13 protein-coding genes are annotated in these 16,826 nt (G+C 72.5%); 8 read left to right on the plus strand and 5 right to left on the minus strand.

What is annotated here, in order from left to right:
- Window positions 1–147 precede the first annotated feature (147 nt).
- Together ACFV6D_RS36790 and ACFV6D_RS36795 are read left to right on the plus strand one after the other, a co-directional pair.
- Window positions 148–450 carry a DUF485 domain-containing protein gene (locus tag ACFV6D_RS36790; protein WP_380434281.1) on the plus strand — a complete coding sequence of 101 codons (303 nt, stop codon included), beginning with the start codon at window positions 148–150 and terminating at the stop codon, window positions 448–450.
- 32 nt (window positions 451–482) lie between these two features.
- A complete protein-coding gene (locus tag ACFV6D_RS36795; protein ID WP_063351411.1) occupies window positions 483–2,195 on the plus strand; it encodes a cation acetate symporter in 1,713 nt (570 codons plus the stop codon).
- A 67-nt stretch (window positions 2,196–2,262) separates the two neighbouring features.
- Here the strand turns inward: ACFV6D_RS36795 and ACFV6D_RS36800 are convergent, their stop codons facing one another.
- Both ACFV6D_RS36800 and ACFV6D_RS36805 read right to left on the minus strand, forming a co-directional pair.
- Window positions 2,263–2,952: a response regulator gene (locus ACFV6D_RS36800; RefSeq protein WP_063349364.1), complete on the minus strand. Its 690-nt coding sequence runs from the start codon at window positions 2,950–2,952 to the stop codon at window positions 2,263–2,265.
- Complete coding sequence (locus ACFV6D_RS36805) at window positions 2,952–4,547, minus strand: ATP-binding protein (protein ID WP_380563074.1); 1,596 nt, start codon at window positions 4,545–4,547, stop codon at window positions 2,952–2,954. The genes ACFV6D_RS36800 and ACFV6D_RS36805 overlap by 1 nt, the downstream gene beginning before the upstream one ends.
- 220 nt (window positions 4,548–4,767) lie before the next feature.
- Between ACFV6D_RS36805 and ACFV6D_RS36810 the strand changes: the two genes are divergently transcribed.
- The 3 genes from ACFV6D_RS36810 to ACFV6D_RS36820 all read left to right on the plus strand — a co-directional run bounded on the left by ACFV6D_RS36810 (window position 4,768) and on the right by ACFV6D_RS36820 (window position 7,659).
- The gene (locus ACFV6D_RS36810) at window positions 4,768–5,592 is read left to right on the plus strand and encodes an ABC transporter ATP-binding protein (RefSeq protein WP_063349366.1); all 825 of its coding nucleotides are present in this window, start codon (window positions 4,768–4,770) and stop codon (window positions 5,590–5,592) included.
- A complete protein-coding gene (locus ACFV6D_RS36815) occupies window positions 5,582–6,457 on the plus strand; it encodes an ABC transporter permease (protein WP_063349367.1) in 876 nt (291 codons plus the stop codon). Before ACFV6D_RS36810 ends, ACFV6D_RS36815 begins: the two co-directional genes overlap by 11 nt.
- A gap of 125 nt (window positions 6,458–6,582) precedes the next feature.
- Entirely contained in the window at window positions 6,583–7,659 is a 1,077-nt protein-coding gene (locus ACFV6D_RS36820) for an ABC transporter substrate-binding protein (protein ID WP_380492005.1), read from the plus strand.
- A gap of 160 nt (window positions 7,660–7,819) precedes the next feature.
- Here the strand turns inward: ACFV6D_RS36820 and ACFV6D_RS36825 are convergent, their stop codons facing one another.
- Entirely contained in the window at window positions 7,820–8,722 is a 903-nt protein-coding gene (locus ACFV6D_RS36825) for a sucrase ferredoxin (RefSeq protein WP_380563076.1), read from the minus strand.
- A gap of 95 nt (window positions 8,723–8,817) precedes the next feature.
- Window positions 8,818–11,268: a DNA topoisomerase (ATP-hydrolyzing) subunit A gene (locus tag ACFV6D_RS36830; RefSeq protein ID WP_380563078.1), complete on the minus strand. Its 2,451-nt coding sequence runs from the start codon at window positions 11,266–11,268 to the stop codon at window positions 8,818–8,820.
- A gap of 250 nt (window positions 11,269–11,518) precedes the next feature.
- On the opposite strand from ACFV6D_RS36830, the gene ACFV6D_RS36835 reads away from it, so the two are divergent.
- From ACFV6D_RS36835 to ACFV6D_RS36845, 3 genes are all read left to right on the plus strand, one after another.
- Window positions 11,519–12,880, plus strand: coding sequence for a pitrilysin family protein (locus ACFV6D_RS36835; RefSeq protein WP_063349371.1), 1,362 nt, complete (start codon window positions 11,519–11,521; stop codon window positions 12,878–12,880).
- Between the two features lie 20 nt (window positions 12,881–12,900).
- Window positions 12,901–14,265, plus strand: coding sequence for a M16 family metallopeptidase (locus ACFV6D_RS36840; RefSeq protein WP_380492015.1), 1,365 nt, complete (start codon window positions 12,901–12,903; stop codon window positions 14,263–14,265).
- A gap of 315 nt (window positions 14,266–14,580) precedes the next feature.
- Window positions 14,581–15,774, plus strand: coding sequence for an RtcB family protein (locus ACFV6D_RS36845; RefSeq protein ID WP_380426789.1), 1,194 nt, complete (start codon window positions 14,581–14,583; stop codon window positions 15,772–15,774).
- 38 nt (window positions 15,775–15,812) lie between these two features.
- Here ACFV6D_RS36845 and ACFV6D_RS36850 read toward each other — a convergent pair whose 3' ends face one another.
- Window positions 15,813–16,625, minus strand: coding sequence for an LAGLIDADG family homing endonuclease (locus tag ACFV6D_RS36850; RefSeq protein WP_380563080.1), 813 nt, complete (start codon window positions 16,623–16,625; stop codon window positions 15,813–15,815).
- Between the last annotated feature and the right edge of the window lie 201 nt (window positions 16,626–16,826).

The raw sequence follows: 16,826 nt of genomic DNA on the forward strand, positions 1-16,826 counted from the left end.
GCCCCCCCCCTCGATCTCTGTAAACCCCCCCGGCCCGCGGGGGGGCCCCCCGGGCCCCCCCCCCGGCGCCCCCCCCCCCCCCCCCCCCCGCCCGCCCCCCCGCCCCCCGCCCCCCGGGCCCTGGCGCCCGCCACCGACAGCACCGAGGTGTACCGGGCCGTCCAGCGCAGCGACGCCTTCCAGGACATCCGCCGCAGCTACCGGTCGTTCGTCTTCCCGGTCAGCGGCGCCTTCCTCGGCTGGTTCCTGATGTACGTCGCCGCGCAGGCCGCCGCCCCCGGCCTGATGCGCAGTCAGGTGGCCGGCCCGCTCAACGTGGCCTGGCTGCTCGGCCTGCTGCAGTTCGCCTCCACCTTCCTGCTCACCTGGCTCTACGCCCGCAACGCCCGGACCAAGCGCGACCGCGCCGCCCTGGGCCTGCGCTGGGACACCCAGGACCAGCTGCGATGACGACCACGATCACGACCGCGGTGACAACCGCGATGACGACCGCCACCCCGCCCCCCGTCGCCCCCACCGGCGACCACCACGACCTCGCGATCGCGCTGTTCGCCGTCGTCGTCCTGGTCACCCTGGCGATCACCCTCTGGGTCGGCCGCCGGGGCAGCGCCACCGAGGACTTCTACGCCGGCGGCCGGGACTTCACCCCGCTCCAGAACGGCTTCGCGCTCTCCGGCGACTACCTCTCCGCCGCCTCCTTCCTCGGCGTCGCCGGGCTGATCGCGCTGTACGGCTACGACGGCGTGCTCTACAGCATCGGCTTCCTGGTCGCCTGGCTGGTGGTGCTGATGCTGGTCGCCGAACTGGTCCGCAACGCCGGCCGGTACACCCTCGCCGACGTGCTCGCCCTGCGGCTGCGCCGCCGCAAGGTCCGGGCCGCGGCCGGGGGCGCCAGCGTCGTCGTCACCCTGCTCTACCTGGTCGCCCAGATGGTCGGCGCGGGCTCGCTGGTCGCCCTGCTGCTCGGCACCAACAGCGCCCAGGCCCGGACCTGGACCATCGTCGCCGTCGGCGGACTGATGATCGTCTACGTCACGATCGGCGGGATGCGGGCCACCACCTGGATCCAGATCGTCAAGGCCTTCCTGCTGATCGCCGGCTCGGTGCTGCTCACCGTGCTGCTGATGGTCCGCTTCCACGGCGACGTCGGCGAGCTGATGCGCCAGGCCGCCCAGCACAGCGGCGCCGGGCGGCGCTACCTCGAACCCGGCCTCAAGTACGGCGCCACCTTCACCAGCCGGCTCGACTTCTTCAGCCTGGGCCTCGCCCTGGTGCTCGGCACCGCCGGACTGCCGCACATCCTGTCCCGCTTCTACACCGTGCCCACCGCGCGGGCCGCCCGCCGCTCCACGATGTGGGCGATCGGCCTGGTCGGCGGCTTCTACCTGATGGCCATCGCGCTCGGCCTGGGCGCGACCGCGCTGGTCGGCTCGGCGGAGGTGCGGCACGCCAACTCGGCCGGGAACACCGCCGTCCCGCTGCTCGCCCTGGTGCTCGGCGGCGGCAACGGCAGCACTGGCGGGGTGGTGCTGTTCGCGCTGATCTCGGCGATCGCCTTCGCCACCATCCTCGCCGTGGTCGCCGGGCTCACCCTGGCCTCCTCGGCGGCCTTCGCCCACGACATCTGGGCCGGCGCCTGGCGCGGCCGGCCGCGACGGCGCCCCTTCCGGCGGCGCGCCGCCGTCCCGGCCTCCCGGCCGGGGGAGGCGGGGGACCCGGCGGAGGCCGAGCCGACGGGCGAGGCCAGCGAGCGCCAGGAGGTCTGGGTGGCACGGTTCGCGGCCGTCGGGATCGGCGCGGCCGCGATCGCGATCAGCCTCTACGCCCAGCAGCTGAACGTCGCCTTCCTGGTCGGCCTGGCCTTCGCGGTGGCCGCCTCCAGCAACCTGCCCGTCCTGCTGTACAGCCTGTTCTGGTCGCGGTTCACCGCCCGAGGCGCGGTCTGGTCGGTGTACGGCGGGCTGGTCCCGGCGATCGTGCTGGTCGTCTTCTCCCCGGTGGTCTCCGGCACCAAGGTGGCGCTCTTCCCCGGCGTTGACTTCCACTGGTTCCCGCTGGAGAACCCCGGCATCATCTCCATCCCGCTCGGCTTCCTGGCCGGCTGGATCGGGACGATCACCTCGCCCGAGCCGGCCGACGCGGACCGCTTCGCCGAGCTGGAGGTGCGCGCCCTCACCGGTGCGGGTGCGGCCTGAGCGCCGCGCCCCGGGGAACCCCGGCGGGCCTGGGGCCGCCGGGGTTCCCCCACGTCCGGGCGTGGTGTCAGGCCCGGACCGCCAGGCCGTAGCGGTGCTCGGGGCGGCCGGTGTCGCCGTAGCGCAGGGTCAGCCGCAGCCGGCTGTCCCGCTCCAACTGCTTGAGGTAGCGCTGCGCCGTCGAGCGGCTCAGCCCGGTGGCGTCCGCGACCTCCTGCGCGGACAGCGGGCGGCCCGCCTGGCGCAGCACCCCCAGCACCAGGTCGGTGGTGGGCGCCGAGTGCCCCTTCGGCAGCGGGCCGGCCGGGGCGGCGGCGCTGCGCAGGGTGGCGAACAGCCGGTCCACCTCGTCCTGGCCGGCCTCCCGGGCCGCCGGGCCGGCCAGCGCGTGCCGCAGCTGCGCGTACGCGACCAGCTTGTCCCGCAGGCCGGCGAAGGTGAACGGCTTGACCAGGTACTGCAGCGCGCCGTGCTGCATCGCGGCGTGCACCGTCGACACGTCCCGGGCGGCCGTCACCATCATCACGTCGCAGGCCACCTGCCGCTCCCGCAGCCGGCGCACCAACGCCAGGCCGGTCTCGTCCGGCAGGTGGTGGTCGAGCAGCAGCAGGTCCACCGGGCGGCGCTCCAGCGCGGCCAGCGCCTCCCCGGCCGAGTGCGCGGTGCCGGTCACCCGGAAGCCCGGCACCTTGGCCACGTACGCGGCGTGCACGTCCGCGACCCGGAAGTCGTCGTCCACCACGAGTACGTCGATCATCAGGCCTCCACGAGCTGAGGGGTGAGCAGGGCCTCGGGCAGCTCGACCGTGAACCGGGCGCCGCCGAGCGGTCCCGCGTCGAGCACGATCCGGCCGCCGGTCCGTTCGACCAGCCGCCGCACCATCGCCAGCCCCAGCCCGCGCGGACGGTGCGCGGGCGCGTCCTTGCTGGTCCACCCCTCCTCGAAGACCTGCTCGCGCAGTTCCTCCGGCACGCCCGGGCCGCTGTCCGCGACCTGCAGCAGCAGCGTGGAGCCAGCCGCCGCCAGCGTCACCTCCAGCCGGCCGCCCCCACCCGCCGCGAGCGCGTCCACCGCGTTGTCGATCAGATTGCCGAGCACCGTCACCAGCGCCCGCGCGTCCACCACCGCGTCCGGCAGGTGCGCCGCCGGGGCCAGCAGCAGCCGCACCCCGCGCTCGCCCGCCACCGCCGTCTTGCCCGCCAGCAGCGCCGCGACGTGCGGATCCTGCACCTGCTCGGCGATCCGCGCCGCGACCACCGCGTGAGAACCGGACTGCTCCGAGATGAACGCCACCGCCTGCTCGTGGCGGCCCAGCTCCAGCAGGCCCAGCAGGGTGTGCATCCGGTTGGCGTGCTCGTGGTCCTGGGCGCGCAGCGCCTCGGTCAGGCTGCGGGTGGTGTCCAACTCCCGGACCAGCGACTCCAGTTCGGTCCGGTCGCGGAGTGTCACGACCGCGCCGCCCTCGGCCGTGCTCATCCGGTTGACCACCAGCATCCGGTCGTCCCGGACCGCCGGCAGGTCGGCGCCGGTGATCCGCCCGGTCAGCACGTCCGCCAGCCGGCCCGGCGGCAGCACCGCGTCGATCGGCCGCCCGGTGCAGTCCTCCGGCAGGCCGAGCAGCCGCACCGCCTCGTCGTTGGCCAGCCGGATCCGGCCGCGCTCGTCCAGCGCCACCATGCCCTCGCGGATGCCGTGCAGCATCGCCTCCCGCTCCACCAGCAGCGCCGAGATGTCGGCCAGCGCGATGTTGTGGGTGCGGCGCTTCAGCCGCCGGGCCAGCGCCAGCGTGGCGACCGTCCCCGCGGCCAGGCCCGCGCCCGCGCACAGCAGGATCCCGGTGAGCATCTTCAGCAGCCGGCGGCGGATCGAGTCGTCGCTGATGCCCACCGACACCTCGCCGACGATCCGGCCGTCCGCGACCCGCAGCGGCACCTTGCCGCGCGCGGTGCGGCCCAGCGTGCCCTGCTGCATCGCGGTGACGCTGAGCCCGCTGAGCGCCGGCTCCGGGTCGGTGCTGACCCGGTGGCCGATCCGCTCCGGGTCGGTGTGCGAGAGCCGGATCCCGTCCAGGTCGGTGACCACCACGAAGCTCGCGCCGGTGGCCAGCCGGATCTGCTCGGCGTTGCGCTGCGCGGTCGCCGAGTCCCGGGCGTCGGCCGCTCGGGCGATCGCCTCGTCGGTGGCGGTGGCCTGGGCGATCGACAGCGCCCGCTGCATCGCGTCGTGGTCCAGCTCGCTGCTGACCGGGGCCAGGAACAGGCCGGTGGTCACGGTGGTGACACCGACGGTGACGACGGTCTGGCTCAGCAGCAGTTGCGCGAAGACCCGGCGGGGCCAGCGGGGCAGCTTCATCCGGGCCTCCTCTCGGCGGCTGTGGGGGGCGGGTACGTCAGGGTCGGGACACCCTACGTTTCCGGCGTGTTTCTGTCAGCCGCGTCCCCGCAGTTGTAGCGGAAGCAAAAGGAGCAGAACACCCCTCAATGCGGAGAAACCGCAGTACGCCGAGAAGGCTCCCGTCCGGGCCCCGCCCGCTCCTACCTTTCCGGGGCAAGCACAGACCCGGGAGGATTGAATGAGCACAACCCCGGCGATCGAGCTGACTGGCGCGACGAAACGGTTCCGCACCCCGTCCGGGGCCCTGCACACCGCCGTCCGTGATCTCGATCTGACCGTCGCCCAAGGCGAGTTCGTCGCCGTCGTCGGGCCCACCGGCTGCGGCAAGTCCACCACGCTGACCCTGGTCAGCGGCCTGGAGGAGCCCACCGAGGGCGAGGTCCGGGTGGACGGCGAGCCGGTCCGCGGGATCCACCCCAAGGTCGGTTTCGTCTTCCAGCAGGACGCCGTCTTCCCCTGGCGCACCGTCCTGTCCAACGTGATGGCCGGGCCGCGTTTCCGCGGCGTGCCCACCGCCGAGGCCAGGGAACGGGCCCGGGACTGGCTGGGCCGCGTCGGCCTTGCCGCCTTCGAGGACCGCTACCCGCACCAGCTGTCCGGCGGCATGCGCAAGCGCGTCGCGCTCGCCCAGACCTTCGTCAACGACCCGGACATCCTGCTGATGGACGAGCCGTTCTCGGCGCTGGACGTGCAGACCCGCGCCCTGATGTCCGACCAGCTGCTGGAGCTGTGGGCCGGGACCAGGTCCTCCGGGAACGCCGCGTCGGTCGTCTTCGTCACCCACGACCTGGACGAGGCCATCGCGCTCGCCGACCGGGTCGTCGTCATGACGGCCGGACCGGCCACCGTCAAGGAGATCTTCACCGTCGACCTGCCACGACCGCGCACCGTGGAGGCCGTCCGGCTGGAACCGAGGTTCGTCGAGCTGTACCGCGAGATCTGGGCCTCGCTCGGCGAAGAGGTGCGCATCACCCGGGAGAGAGGAGCGGGTCGTGCCGCTTGAGACCGCGTCGGCCGTCGCCGACAAGCCCCCGGCGGCCGCCCCCGCCAGCCGTACCGAGGCCCGCGAACGGGCCGCCCGCAATCGGAGGCTGACCGTCTACGGGGCCCGGGTCGCGGTCCTGGTCGCCTTCCTCGGACTGTGGGAGGTCTGCGCCCGCACCGACGTCATCGACCCGTTCAACTTCTCGCAGCCGTCGAAGATCTGGGACCAGATCTGGCAGTGGATCACCCACGGCACCGCGCAGGGCTCGCTCGGCGAACAGATCGGCTACACCCTCTACGAGGCCCTCACCGGCTGGGTGATCGGCGTCATCTGCGGTGTGCTGCTCGGCATCGCGCTCGGCCGGGTCCGCTTCCTGGCCGACGTGTTCGGGCCCTACATCAAGGTGCTCAACGCGATCCCGCGGATCGTGCTCGCCCCGATCTTCCTGATCTGGTTCGGCCTCGGCCCGGCCTCCAAGGTCGCCTCCGCCGTCGTCCTGGTGTTCTTCCCGGTGTTCTTCAACGCCTTCCAAGGCGCCCGCGAGGTGGACCGCAACCTCGTCTCCAACGCCCGCATCCTCGGCGCCGACGGTCGCAAGGTCACCCTCCAGGTGGTCATCCCCGCCGCCACCACCTGGATCTTCACCAGCCTGCACGTCAGCTTCGGCTTCGCCCTGATCGGGGCCATCGTCGGCGAGTACATCGGCGCCACCAAGGGCCTCGGGCTGCTCGTCGCCGCCGCCCAGGGCACCTTCAACGCGGCCGGCGTGTACGCCGCCATGACCATCCTCGCCGTCGTGGCGCTGCTCACCGAGGGGCTGCTGACCTTCGCCGAGAAGAAGCTGTTCCGCTGGAAGCCCGCCGACGCGGGCGACGGCCGCTGAATCCCCTGCGTCGCTGAACCGTCCTGCGTCGCTGAACCCCCACGCTCCTGCGTCGCGAACCCCCCGCGCCGCTGAACCCCCTTGTGCCGCTGATCCCCCCTCGCAGAGAGAGGCACCCCCCACCCATGCGCCCGAACCCGATCGGCAGATCCACCGCGGCCGCCCTCGCCGCCGTCCTGCTCCTCCCGCTCGCCGCCTGCGCCAACGACGCCGCCACGACCACCCACGGCGCCGCCGCCCCGGCCGGCCGGCAGGTCGACGGGCCCAAGGTCAAGATCATGGTCGGTGGCCTGGACAAGGTCATCTACCTGCCCGCGATGCTCACCCAGCGGCTCGGCTTCTTCGCCGACGCCGGCGTCAACGTCGAGCTGATGAGCGAGCCCGCCGGCGTCAACGCCACCACCGCGCTGCTCGCCGGCGACGTCCAGGGCGCCGTCGGCTTCTACGACCACACCATCGACCTCCAGGCCAAGGGCAAGATCGTCGAGTCCGTGGTGCAGTTCTCCCAGGCCCCCGGCGAGGTCGAACTCGTCTCCACCAAGCAGGCCGACGCCATCAAGTCCGGCGCCGACTTCAAGGGCAAGAAGCTCGGCGTCACCAGCATCGGTTCCTCCACCGACTTCCTCACCAAGTACCTCGCCGTCAAGAACGGCACCGCCGTCAGCGAGTTCAGCCCGATCGCGGTCGGCGCGGGCCAGACCTTCATCGCCGCGCTCCAACAGGGCAGCATCGACGGCGGGATGACCACCGACCCGACCGTCGCCAACGTCCTCGACAAGGGCCTCGGCAAGATCCTCTACGACATGCGCACCCCCGAGGGCTCCCGCGACGCCCTCGGCGGCCTCTACCCGTCGTCCTCGCTCTACATGAACACCGACTGGGTGGAGAAGAACAAGGACACCACCCAGAAGCTCGCCAACGCCTTCGTCAAGACCCTCAAGTGGATGTCCACGCACAGCCCCGAGGAGATCGCCGCGAAGATGCCCGCCGACTACGCGCAGGGCGGCGCCGAGCAGTACGCGGCCGCGATCAAGGCGACCCTGCCGATGTTCACCACCGACGGGGTGATGCCGGCCGACGGCCCCAAGACCGTCCTCGCCGTCCTCGCCGCCTTCCACCCGGACGTCAAGGGCAAGGAGGGCACCATCGACCTCTCCCGCACCTACACCACCGAGTTCGTCGGCAAGGCCGTCACCGGCTGAGCCGACACCCGACGTGACGGCCCCGCGCACCTCCGTGGACAGCAGGCGCGGGGCCGCCCACGCGCTCCGGTCCCGCGCTCACCCCCACGGGCGCGGGGCCGCCCGCGCTCCCGACCTGCTGAAGACCCTGCCGGCGCGCTGCCGTCCCGCTACCGGCCCGCTACCGGCCCCGCACCGAGAGCACGTCCATCCGCGACGGCGTCCCCGCCGCCTTGCCGCAGCTCTCCGGACGCGCCGGCTCGCTCACCGCCTCGATCACGTCCACCTCCCAGGCCCGGCCGTCCTGGTGCAGCACCGAGACCAGCCAACGGCCCGCGCCGTCCGGCCGCTGGGACAGCGTCAGCGCGTCCACCCCGGTCTCCCCGGTCGCCAGCCGCACCGCGTGCTCGGCCGCCTGACCCGGACGCTCCCAGCCCGAACAGCCCCGCGACCAGGCCGGCACCATGTGCCCGGCCGCCGTCGCCGCCAGCACCTCCTTGGCCGCCTCCGCCGTCAGCCGCCCGTACGCGTAGCCGTACGGCAGCACCAGCATCGTGGGGGAGAAGCGGTGCCCGCCCAGGTGCGTCACCTCCCACACCTCGCTGTGCCCGGCCGCCGCCAGCTCCGCCGCCAACGGGCGGCCCAGCAGCGCGCAACAGCGGTCCCGCCGCCCGTTGGTGCACACCAGCGCCAACGGGCCGCCGACGTGCTCCACCCCGAAACCGCCGTGGTCGCCGACGCCCAGCGCCGCGAAGTCCAGCTCCAGCAGCTCCGCCGGATCGGCCACCTCCGCCCGGCGCACCCAGCCGCGACCCGGCACCGTGTGCGCCACGACCACCTCGTGCCGCGCCGTCGGCAGGCAGTCCGCGTGCCGCCCCGGCCGCCGGATCAGCGCCACCCGCACCCCGGTGCCCGCCGCGGCCGCGTCCAGCGCCCGCCCCGTCGCCGGGTCCAGGTGACTCTCCCCGAGTGCCTTCGCGCCCCACGGCCCGTTCTGCTCCACCAGCAGCCAGGTGGTCGCCACCGCGGCGGTGGCGGACAGCGGCTCCGACAGTTCACGCGACAACGTCGCACAGGTGCTCACCCGGGCAAGGCTACCCTCGGCACCCGCCGCGTCCCCGAACGACGGAGGAGGGGTGCCGGACGGCTCCGGCACCCCTCCTCCACCACGCCTGCGCCCTACGCCGGCCCGGCCACCACCGCGATCGGCGCCGTCACCGGCGTGCCCGAACCGTCACGGCGCGGGTCGCGCTCCGGCAGGTCCACCGGCGCGCCCTTGTCGGACGCCGCCCGGGCCGGGGCCACGCCCGCCCAGGCGAACGTCAGACCGTCCTCGCCGCGCAGGAACCGCTGGCAGCGCACGCCGCCCGTCGCCCGGCCCTTGCGCGGGTACTGCTCGAACGGCGTCACCTTCCACGACGTCTGCTCCTCGCCGGCCAGCGTCCCCGACGCCCCCGCCACCGAGACCACCACCGCGTCCGACGCCGGATCCACCGCCGTGAACGACAGCACCCGCGCCCCGTCGGACAGCTTGATCCCCGCCATGCCGCCCGCCGGACGGCCCTGCGGGCGCACCTGGCCCGCCGGATAGCGCAGCAGCTGCGCGTCCGAAGCGATGAAGACCAAGTCCTCCTCGCCGGTGCGCAGTTCGACCGCGCCCACCAGCTCGTCACCCTCCTTGAGGGTGATCACCTCGAACTCGTCCTTGTTCGCCGGCCACTCCGGCACCACCCGCTTCACCACGCCCTGCACCGTGCCCAGCGCCAGCCCCGGCGAGGACTCGTCCAACGTGGTCAGCGCCAGCGCCCGCTCCCCGGCCTCCAGCCGCAGGAACTCGCCCACCGCGGCCCCGCCGGCCAGCGTCGGCGACGGCGTCGGCGGCAGTGCCGGCAGATCGATCACCGGCAGCCGCAGCACCCGGCCCGCCGACGTCACCACACCCACGTCCGCCCGCGCCGTCGCCGGCACCGCCGACACGATCACGTCGTGCTTCGAGCGCTTCTCCGACAGCTCGAACGGCTCCCCGTCCGCCGTCCGCGCCAGCAGGCCCGTCGACGACAGCAGCACCCGGCACGGGTCGTCCGCCACCTCCAGCGGCACTGACAGCGCCGCCGACGGCGCCGCCCCCGCCTCCAGCAGCACCGTCCGCCGCTCCGTCCCGAACTGCTTCGCCACCGCGCCGAGTTCGGACGACACCACGCTGCGCAGCCGGGAGTCGGAGTCCAGGATCTCGGTCAGCTCCGCGATCTCCGCGTTCAGCTTCGCCTTCTCCTGCTCCAGCTCCACCCGGTCGAACCGGGTCAGCCGCCGCAGCGGAGTGTCCAGGATGTACGCCGTCTGCGTGTCCGACAGCGAGAAGCGCTCCATCAGGCGCTCCTTCGCCTGCCCCGCGTTGTCACTCGACCGGATGATCGCGATGACCTCGTCGATGTCGAGCAGCGCGACCAGCAGACCGTCGACCAGGTGCAGCCGCTCCTCCCGCTTGCGCCGGCGGAAGTCGCTGCGCCGCCGCACCACGGTGAACCGGTGGTCGACGTAGACCTCCAGCAGCTCCTTCAGCCCCAGCGTCAGCGGCTGGCCGTCCACCAGCGCCACGTTGTTGATGCCGAAGGTCTCCTCCATCGGCGTCAGCTTGTACAGCTGCTCCAGCAGCGCCTCCGGCACGAAGCCGTTCTTCACCTCGATCACCAGCCGCAGCCCGTGCTCGCGGTCGGTCAGGTCCTTGACGTCCGCGATGCCCTGCAGCTTCTTCGCGTTGACCAGGTCCTTGATCTTCGAAATGACCTTCTCCGGGCCGACGTTGTACGGCAGCTCGGTCACCACGATGCCCTTGCGGCGCGCCGTCACCGCCTCCACCGTCGTGGTCGCCCGGATCTTGAACGTGCCGCGGCCCGACTCGTACGCGTCCCGGATCCCCGACAGGCCCACGATCCGCCCGCCCGTCGGCAGGTCCGGACCGGGCACGAACCGCATCAGCGTGTCCAGGTCCGCGGTCGGGTGCTTGATCAGGTGCCGGGCCGCCGCCACCACCTCGGACAGGTTGTGCGGCGGCATGTTCGTCGCCATGCCGACCGCGATGCCCGTCGCGCCGTTCACCAGCAGGTTCGGGAACGCCGCCGGCAGCGCCAACGGCTCCTGCTCGCTGCCGTCGTAGTTCGGACCGAAGTCGACGGTGTCCTCGTGGATCGACTCCACCATCGCCATCGACGCCGCCGTCAGCCGCGACTCCGTGTAGCGCATCGCCGCCGGCGGGTCGTCGTTGCCCAGCGAACCGAAGTTCCCGTGCCCGTCGATCAGCGGCAGCCGCATCGAGAACGGCTGCGCCATCCGGACGACCGAGTCGTAGATCGACGCGTCGCCGTGCGGGTGCAGCCGGCCCATCACCTCGCCCACCACACGGGCGCACTTCACGTGCGCGCGGTCCGGCCGCAGGCCCATCTCGTTGGCCTGGTACAGGATCCGGCGGTGCACCGGCTTCAGACCGTCCCGCGCGTCCGGAAGCGCACGCGAGTAGATCACCGAGTAGGCGTACTCCAGGAAGGAGCCCTGCATCTCGTCCACGACGTCGACATCGAGGATCCGCTCCTCGAAGTCTCCGGGCGGCGGGGTCTGCGAACTGCGGCGGGCCATCGCGGCGGGGCTCCCTTACGTCTCGCTTGCTGTGTCTCGGTCAGTCTCTGACGTCCATCCACCGACCCCCGTCAACAGGGCTCGGCGCCCCCATTGTGGACCCTCGCGCCGACACTCCCGGCCAGCGCCCCTCTTCCGCCCCTGGCGAACGCCCCGTCTGCGCGGGACACGAACACGCCCCCCGCGCGTTGCACCACAATGGGGGACGCCACACGAACCCCGACATCGACGACGGGAAGGACCCGAGCGCATGGCCAACCCGGCCCCCGCATCCGCCTCCACCGGAGGACATGGCGCTGCCATCGCCATCACCGAGCACCGCCTGGCCAACGGCCTGCGCGTCGTCCTCTCCGAGGACCACCTCACCCCGGTCGCCGCGGTCTGCCTCTGGTACGACGTGGGCTCCCGGCATGAGGTCAAGGGCCGCACCGGCCTCGCCCACCTCTTCGAGCACCTCATGTTCCAGGGCTCCGCCAACGTCTCCAACAACGGGCACTTCGAGCTCGTCCAGGGCGCCGGCGGCTCGCTCAACGGCACCACCAGCTTCGAGCGCACCAACTACTTCGAGACCATGCCCGCCCACCAGCTGGAGCTCGCCCTCTGGCTGGAGGCCGACCGCATGGGCTCGCTGCTCGCCGCCCTCGACGAGACGTCCATGGAGAACCAGCGCGACGTCGTCAAGAACGAGCGCCGCCAGCGCTACGACAACGTCCCCTACGGCACCGCCTTCGAGAAGCTCACCGCGCTCTCGTTCCCCGACGGCCACCCGTACCACCACACCCCGATCGGCTCCATGGCCGACCTCGACGCCGCCACCCTCGACGACGCCCGCGCGTTCTTCCGCACCTACTACGCGCCCAACAACGCCGTCCTCACCGTCGTCGGCGACATCGACCCCGAGCAGACCATCGCCTGGGTCGAGAAGTACTTCGGCAGCATCCCCTCCCACGACGGCAAGCAGCCGCCGCGCTCCGGCGAACTCCCCGACACCATCGGCAGCGAACTGCGCGAGCACGTCCACGAGGACGTCCCCTCCCGCGCCCTGATGGCCGCCTACCGCCTCCCGCACGACGGCACCCGCGACGCCGACGCCGCCGACCTCGCCCTCACCATCCTCGGCAGCGGCGAGTCCAGCCGCCTCTACAACCGGCTCGTCCGCCGCGACCGCACCGCCGTCGCCGCCGGCTTCGGCCTGCTCCGCCTCGCCGGCGCCCCCAGCCTCGGCTGGCTCGACGTCAAGACCTCCGGCGACGCCACCATCGAGCAGATCGACGCCGCCGTCGACGAGGAACTCGCCCGTTTCGCCGCCGAAGGCCCCACCCCCGAGGAACTCGAACGGGCCCAGGCCCAGATCGAGCGCGAATGGCTCGACCGGCTCACCACCGTCGCCGGCCGCGCCGACGAACTCTGCCGCTACGCCGTCCTGTTCGGTGACCCCAAGCTCCTGAACGACGCCCTCCCCAAGGTCCTCGACATCACCGCCGAGGAGGTCCAGGCCGTCGCCAAGGCCCGGCTCCACCCCGACAACCGGGCCGTCCTCGTCTACGAGCCCACCACGGCCGACGACACCGACGCCCCCGCCGCCACCGATGAGGAGGGTGCCGCCGCATGAGCACCGACTACGTCCCCGCCATGACGTTCCACCCCCAGCCCGAGCCCGGCACCCCCGGCCCCTGGGCCTTCCCCGCCCCCGAGCGCGCCGCCCTCGGCAACGGCATCACCGTCCTGCACTGCCACCGGCCCGGCCAGCAGCTCGTCGCCGTCGAGGTCCTCCTCGACGCCCCGCTCGCCGCCGAACCCGACGGCCTCGACGGCATCGCCGCCATCCTCGCCCGCGCCCTCAGCGAAGGCACCGATACCCTCACCGCCGAGGAGTACGCCGCCGAACTCGAACGCGCCGGCGCCACCCTCGACGCCCACGCCGACCACCCCTGCATCCGCGTCTCCCTGGAGGTCCCCGCCTCCCGCCTGCAGCGCGGCCTCTCCCTGCTCGCCGACGCCCTGCGCGCCCCCGCCCTCCCCGAGGACGAGATCGAGCGCCTCGTCGCCAACCGCCTCGACGAGATCGTCCACGAGCAGGCCAACCCCGCGCGGCGCGCCGCCAAGGCCCTCTACGCCGAGCTCTTCGACGGCGCCGACCGCCTCTCCCGGCCCCGCAGCGGCACCGCCGACACGGTCAAGGCCATCGACCGGGCCGCCGTCAAGGCCTTCTACGACGCCCACGTGCGCCCCGCCACCGCCACCGTCGTCGTGGTCGGCGACCTCACCGGCACCGACCTGCCCGCCCTCCTGGAGAGCACCCTCGGCGCCTGGACCGGCAACACGGCCGAACCCTCCGCCCACGCCCCCGTCACCGCCGACGACCGCGGCCGCGTCGTCATCGTCGACCGCCCCGGCTCCGTCCAGACCCAACTCCTCATCGGCCGCATCGGCCCCGACCGCCACGACCCCCTCTGGGCCGCCCAGATCCTCGGCACCTACTGCCTCGGCGGCACCCTCACCTCCCGCCTCGACCGCGTCCTGCGGGAGGAGAAGGGCTACACCTACGGCGTCCGCTCCTTCGCCCAGCCGCTGCGCTCCGCCGCCGACGGCAGCGGCCGCTCGCTGCTCGCCATCAGCGGCTCGGTGGACACCGCCTCCACCGCCCCGGCGCTCGCCGACACCTGGACCATCCTGCGCACCCTCGCCGCCGAGGGCCTCACCGACGCCGAGCGCGACGAGGCCGTGCAGTTCCTGGTCGGCGTCGCCCCGCTGAAGTACGAGACCGCGGGCTCGGTCGCCGGCACTCTGGCCGACCAGGTCGAGCAGTACCTCGCGGACGACTACCAGGCCGAGGTCTACCGGCAGCTCGCCGAACTGCCCACCGCCGCCGCCACCGAGGCCGTCGTCGCCGCCTTCCCGCCGGACCGCCTGGTCACCGTGCTGGTCGGCGACGCCTCCGTCATCGCCGACGACGTGCGGGCCCTCGGCATCGGCGAGGTCACCGTCGTCAGCTGACCCCGCGGTTCCCGTGCGGCCCGGTGGAGCACCCGCTCCGCCGGGCCGTCGCGTTGTTAAATCCGTTGCGGGCCAGCGGCGTTCCGTGGATAGATATCCCCGGCACAGACGGACGAACGACGACGAACGACGACGAACGAAGGGAGGCGGTCACCATGCGGGTCGAGCGAGCCATACGCCGACGCTCCCCAAGGCCGTCCTCCCCCTGTGCCCAGGGCGCCTGAGCCCCACCCCCGAACTTCCCCGAGCCGCACCGGGCTTCTTCGCGCGGCACCCCCTTCCCCGAACCACCCGACCGCTGGAGGTCGTTCAACCATGACGTACACCGAGGTGCCCGGAATCCGGGTCCCGATCCGGATGTGGACCGACCCGGCCACCGTCGAGGGCCAGGCCCTGCAGCAGCTGCGCAACATCAGCTCCCTGCCCTGGCTGCACGGCCTCGCCGTGATGCCCGACGTCCACCTGGGCAAGGGCGCGACCGTCGGCTCCGTCATCGCCATGAAGGGCGCCGTCTGCCCGGCGGCGGTCGGCGTCGACATCGGCTGCGGCATGAGCGCGGTGAAGACCTCCCTCACCGCCGAGGACCTCCCCGACGACCTGTCCCGCCTCCGCTCCAAGATCGAGCAGGCCATCCCGGTCGGCCGCGGCCTCCACACCGACCCCGTCGACCCCACCAAGCTGCACGGCCTCCGGACGGCGGGCTGGGACGACTTCTGGCACCGCTTCGACGGCGTGGCCGGGGAGGTCAAGTGGCGCCGCGAGCGGGCGATGCAGCAGATGGGGACGCTCGGGGGAGGGAATCACCACATTGAACTATGTGTCGATGATAAGAAAAGTGTTTGGCTGACGCTGCACTCCGGTTCTCGTGGAATCGGCAAGGAACTGGCCGAGTACCACATGGGTGTGGCCCGGTCGCTGCCGCACAACCAGGGGCTGATCGACCGTGACCTCGCGGTGTTCATCTCGGAGACCCCGCAGATGGCGGCCTACCGGCAGGACCTGTTCTGGGCGCAGGAATACGCGCTGCACAACCGCTCGATCATGATGGCTCTCTTCAAGGACGTCGTACGCCGCGAGCTCCCGAAGGCGCAGGTGACCTTCGAGGACGAGATCAGCTGCCACCACAACTACGTGGCGGAGGAGCGGTACGACGGCCAGGACCTGCTGGTGACCCGCAAGGGCGCGATTCGCGCCCGGACCGGCGACTACGGCATCATCCCGGGGTCCATGGCCACCGGTTCGTACATCGTGCGCGGGCTGGGCAACGAGGCGTCGTTCAACTCGGCCTCGCACGGTGCCGGCCGCAAGATGAGCCGCAGCGCGGCGAAGAAGCGGTTCTCCACGCAGGACTTGGTGGAGCAGACCAAGGGCGTGGAGTGCCGCAAGGACAGCGGCGTCGTGGACGAGATCCCGGGCGCGTACAAGTCGATCGAGAAAGTCATGGCACAGCAGACCGATCTCGTCGAGCCGATCGCCCACCTCATGCAGGTCGTCTGCGTCAAGGGGTGATCGAATGAGGCGGCCTCCGACGAAGCCGGGGGCCGCCTTCACCGCTGCGGAAAGACTCTCGGACGTTTGGGGCCGACAAGTCGCCAGTGACGGACCTTGCAGCTCTTGAGCGTTCGCCCCAAGTGCGCGGAGGCCGTCTCCATGCTTGGTGCGGTGAGGATCACCTCGTCCTCCTCCGGGGTCCAGCTGCGCCGAGGGGGTGCGAATCCCATGGTCGATGGACGAACCCACCCGCTGACTCGATCGGCACCGGCCTGCTTGCGGAGCAGCGCCAGGCAGCCCGGGTAGTAGAGGTCGGTGGCCAGGGCCACGGCGGCCTCGTTGAGGAAGAGGATGTTGTAGATGTTGTCGCGTTTGTTGCGGTTGAGCTTGCGCCGGGCTCCGCAGAGGCGTTCTGCATAGAGGGCAGTGAAGACGGCTGTCGCGTCGCTCTTGGTGGCCAGGCCGACGAAGGGCAGTTCCTTGGACGTGAGGCCCACCGAGCCGTCGGCGTCGATGAGGCCGCGCAGGTAGTCGCGCTCGGAGAACGGCACCGTCGGCGGTGCGATGATCTCGGACTTCCGCCCCACCGGCAGGCCGAGGTCCCGCAGTTCCTCGCGGAATTCGCGGGCGCAGACGGTCCACATCGCCGAGGTGTGCTCCGCTTTGAAGTTCGTGCTGCGCGTCCGGTACCGGATGCTGCTGTTGTACGGGCAGAGCCGCTGGAACTCCTCCAGGATGGGCGCGTCGCGCGCGGAGAGTTCCACGGAGAGCCGGCCGCGGTTGCGGGACTGCTCGGTGAGGTGTCCGTCCGCCTGGAGGAAGGCGAACATGTAGGCGTGCTCGGATCGTTCGAGGTCGAAGAATGTCATGCGGTGAGCATCTGTGCGATCGATCGCCGAAGGAGCGCGATCGCTCGCCAGTTCGCTCAATGGTGTGGATGCGATCGATTCCGCGAACAGAAGCGGGGGGCGGGGGGGGGGGGGGGGCGGGGGGGGGGGGGGGGGGGGGTGGGGCGGGCGGGGGGGGGGGGGGGGGGCGGGCGGGCGGGGGGGGGGGGGGGGGGGGGGGGA

This window comes from Kitasatospora sp. NPDC059812, from assembly GCF_042732075.1.
GTDB lineage: Bacteria > Actinomycetota > Actinomycetes > Streptomycetales > Streptomycetaceae > Kitasatospora.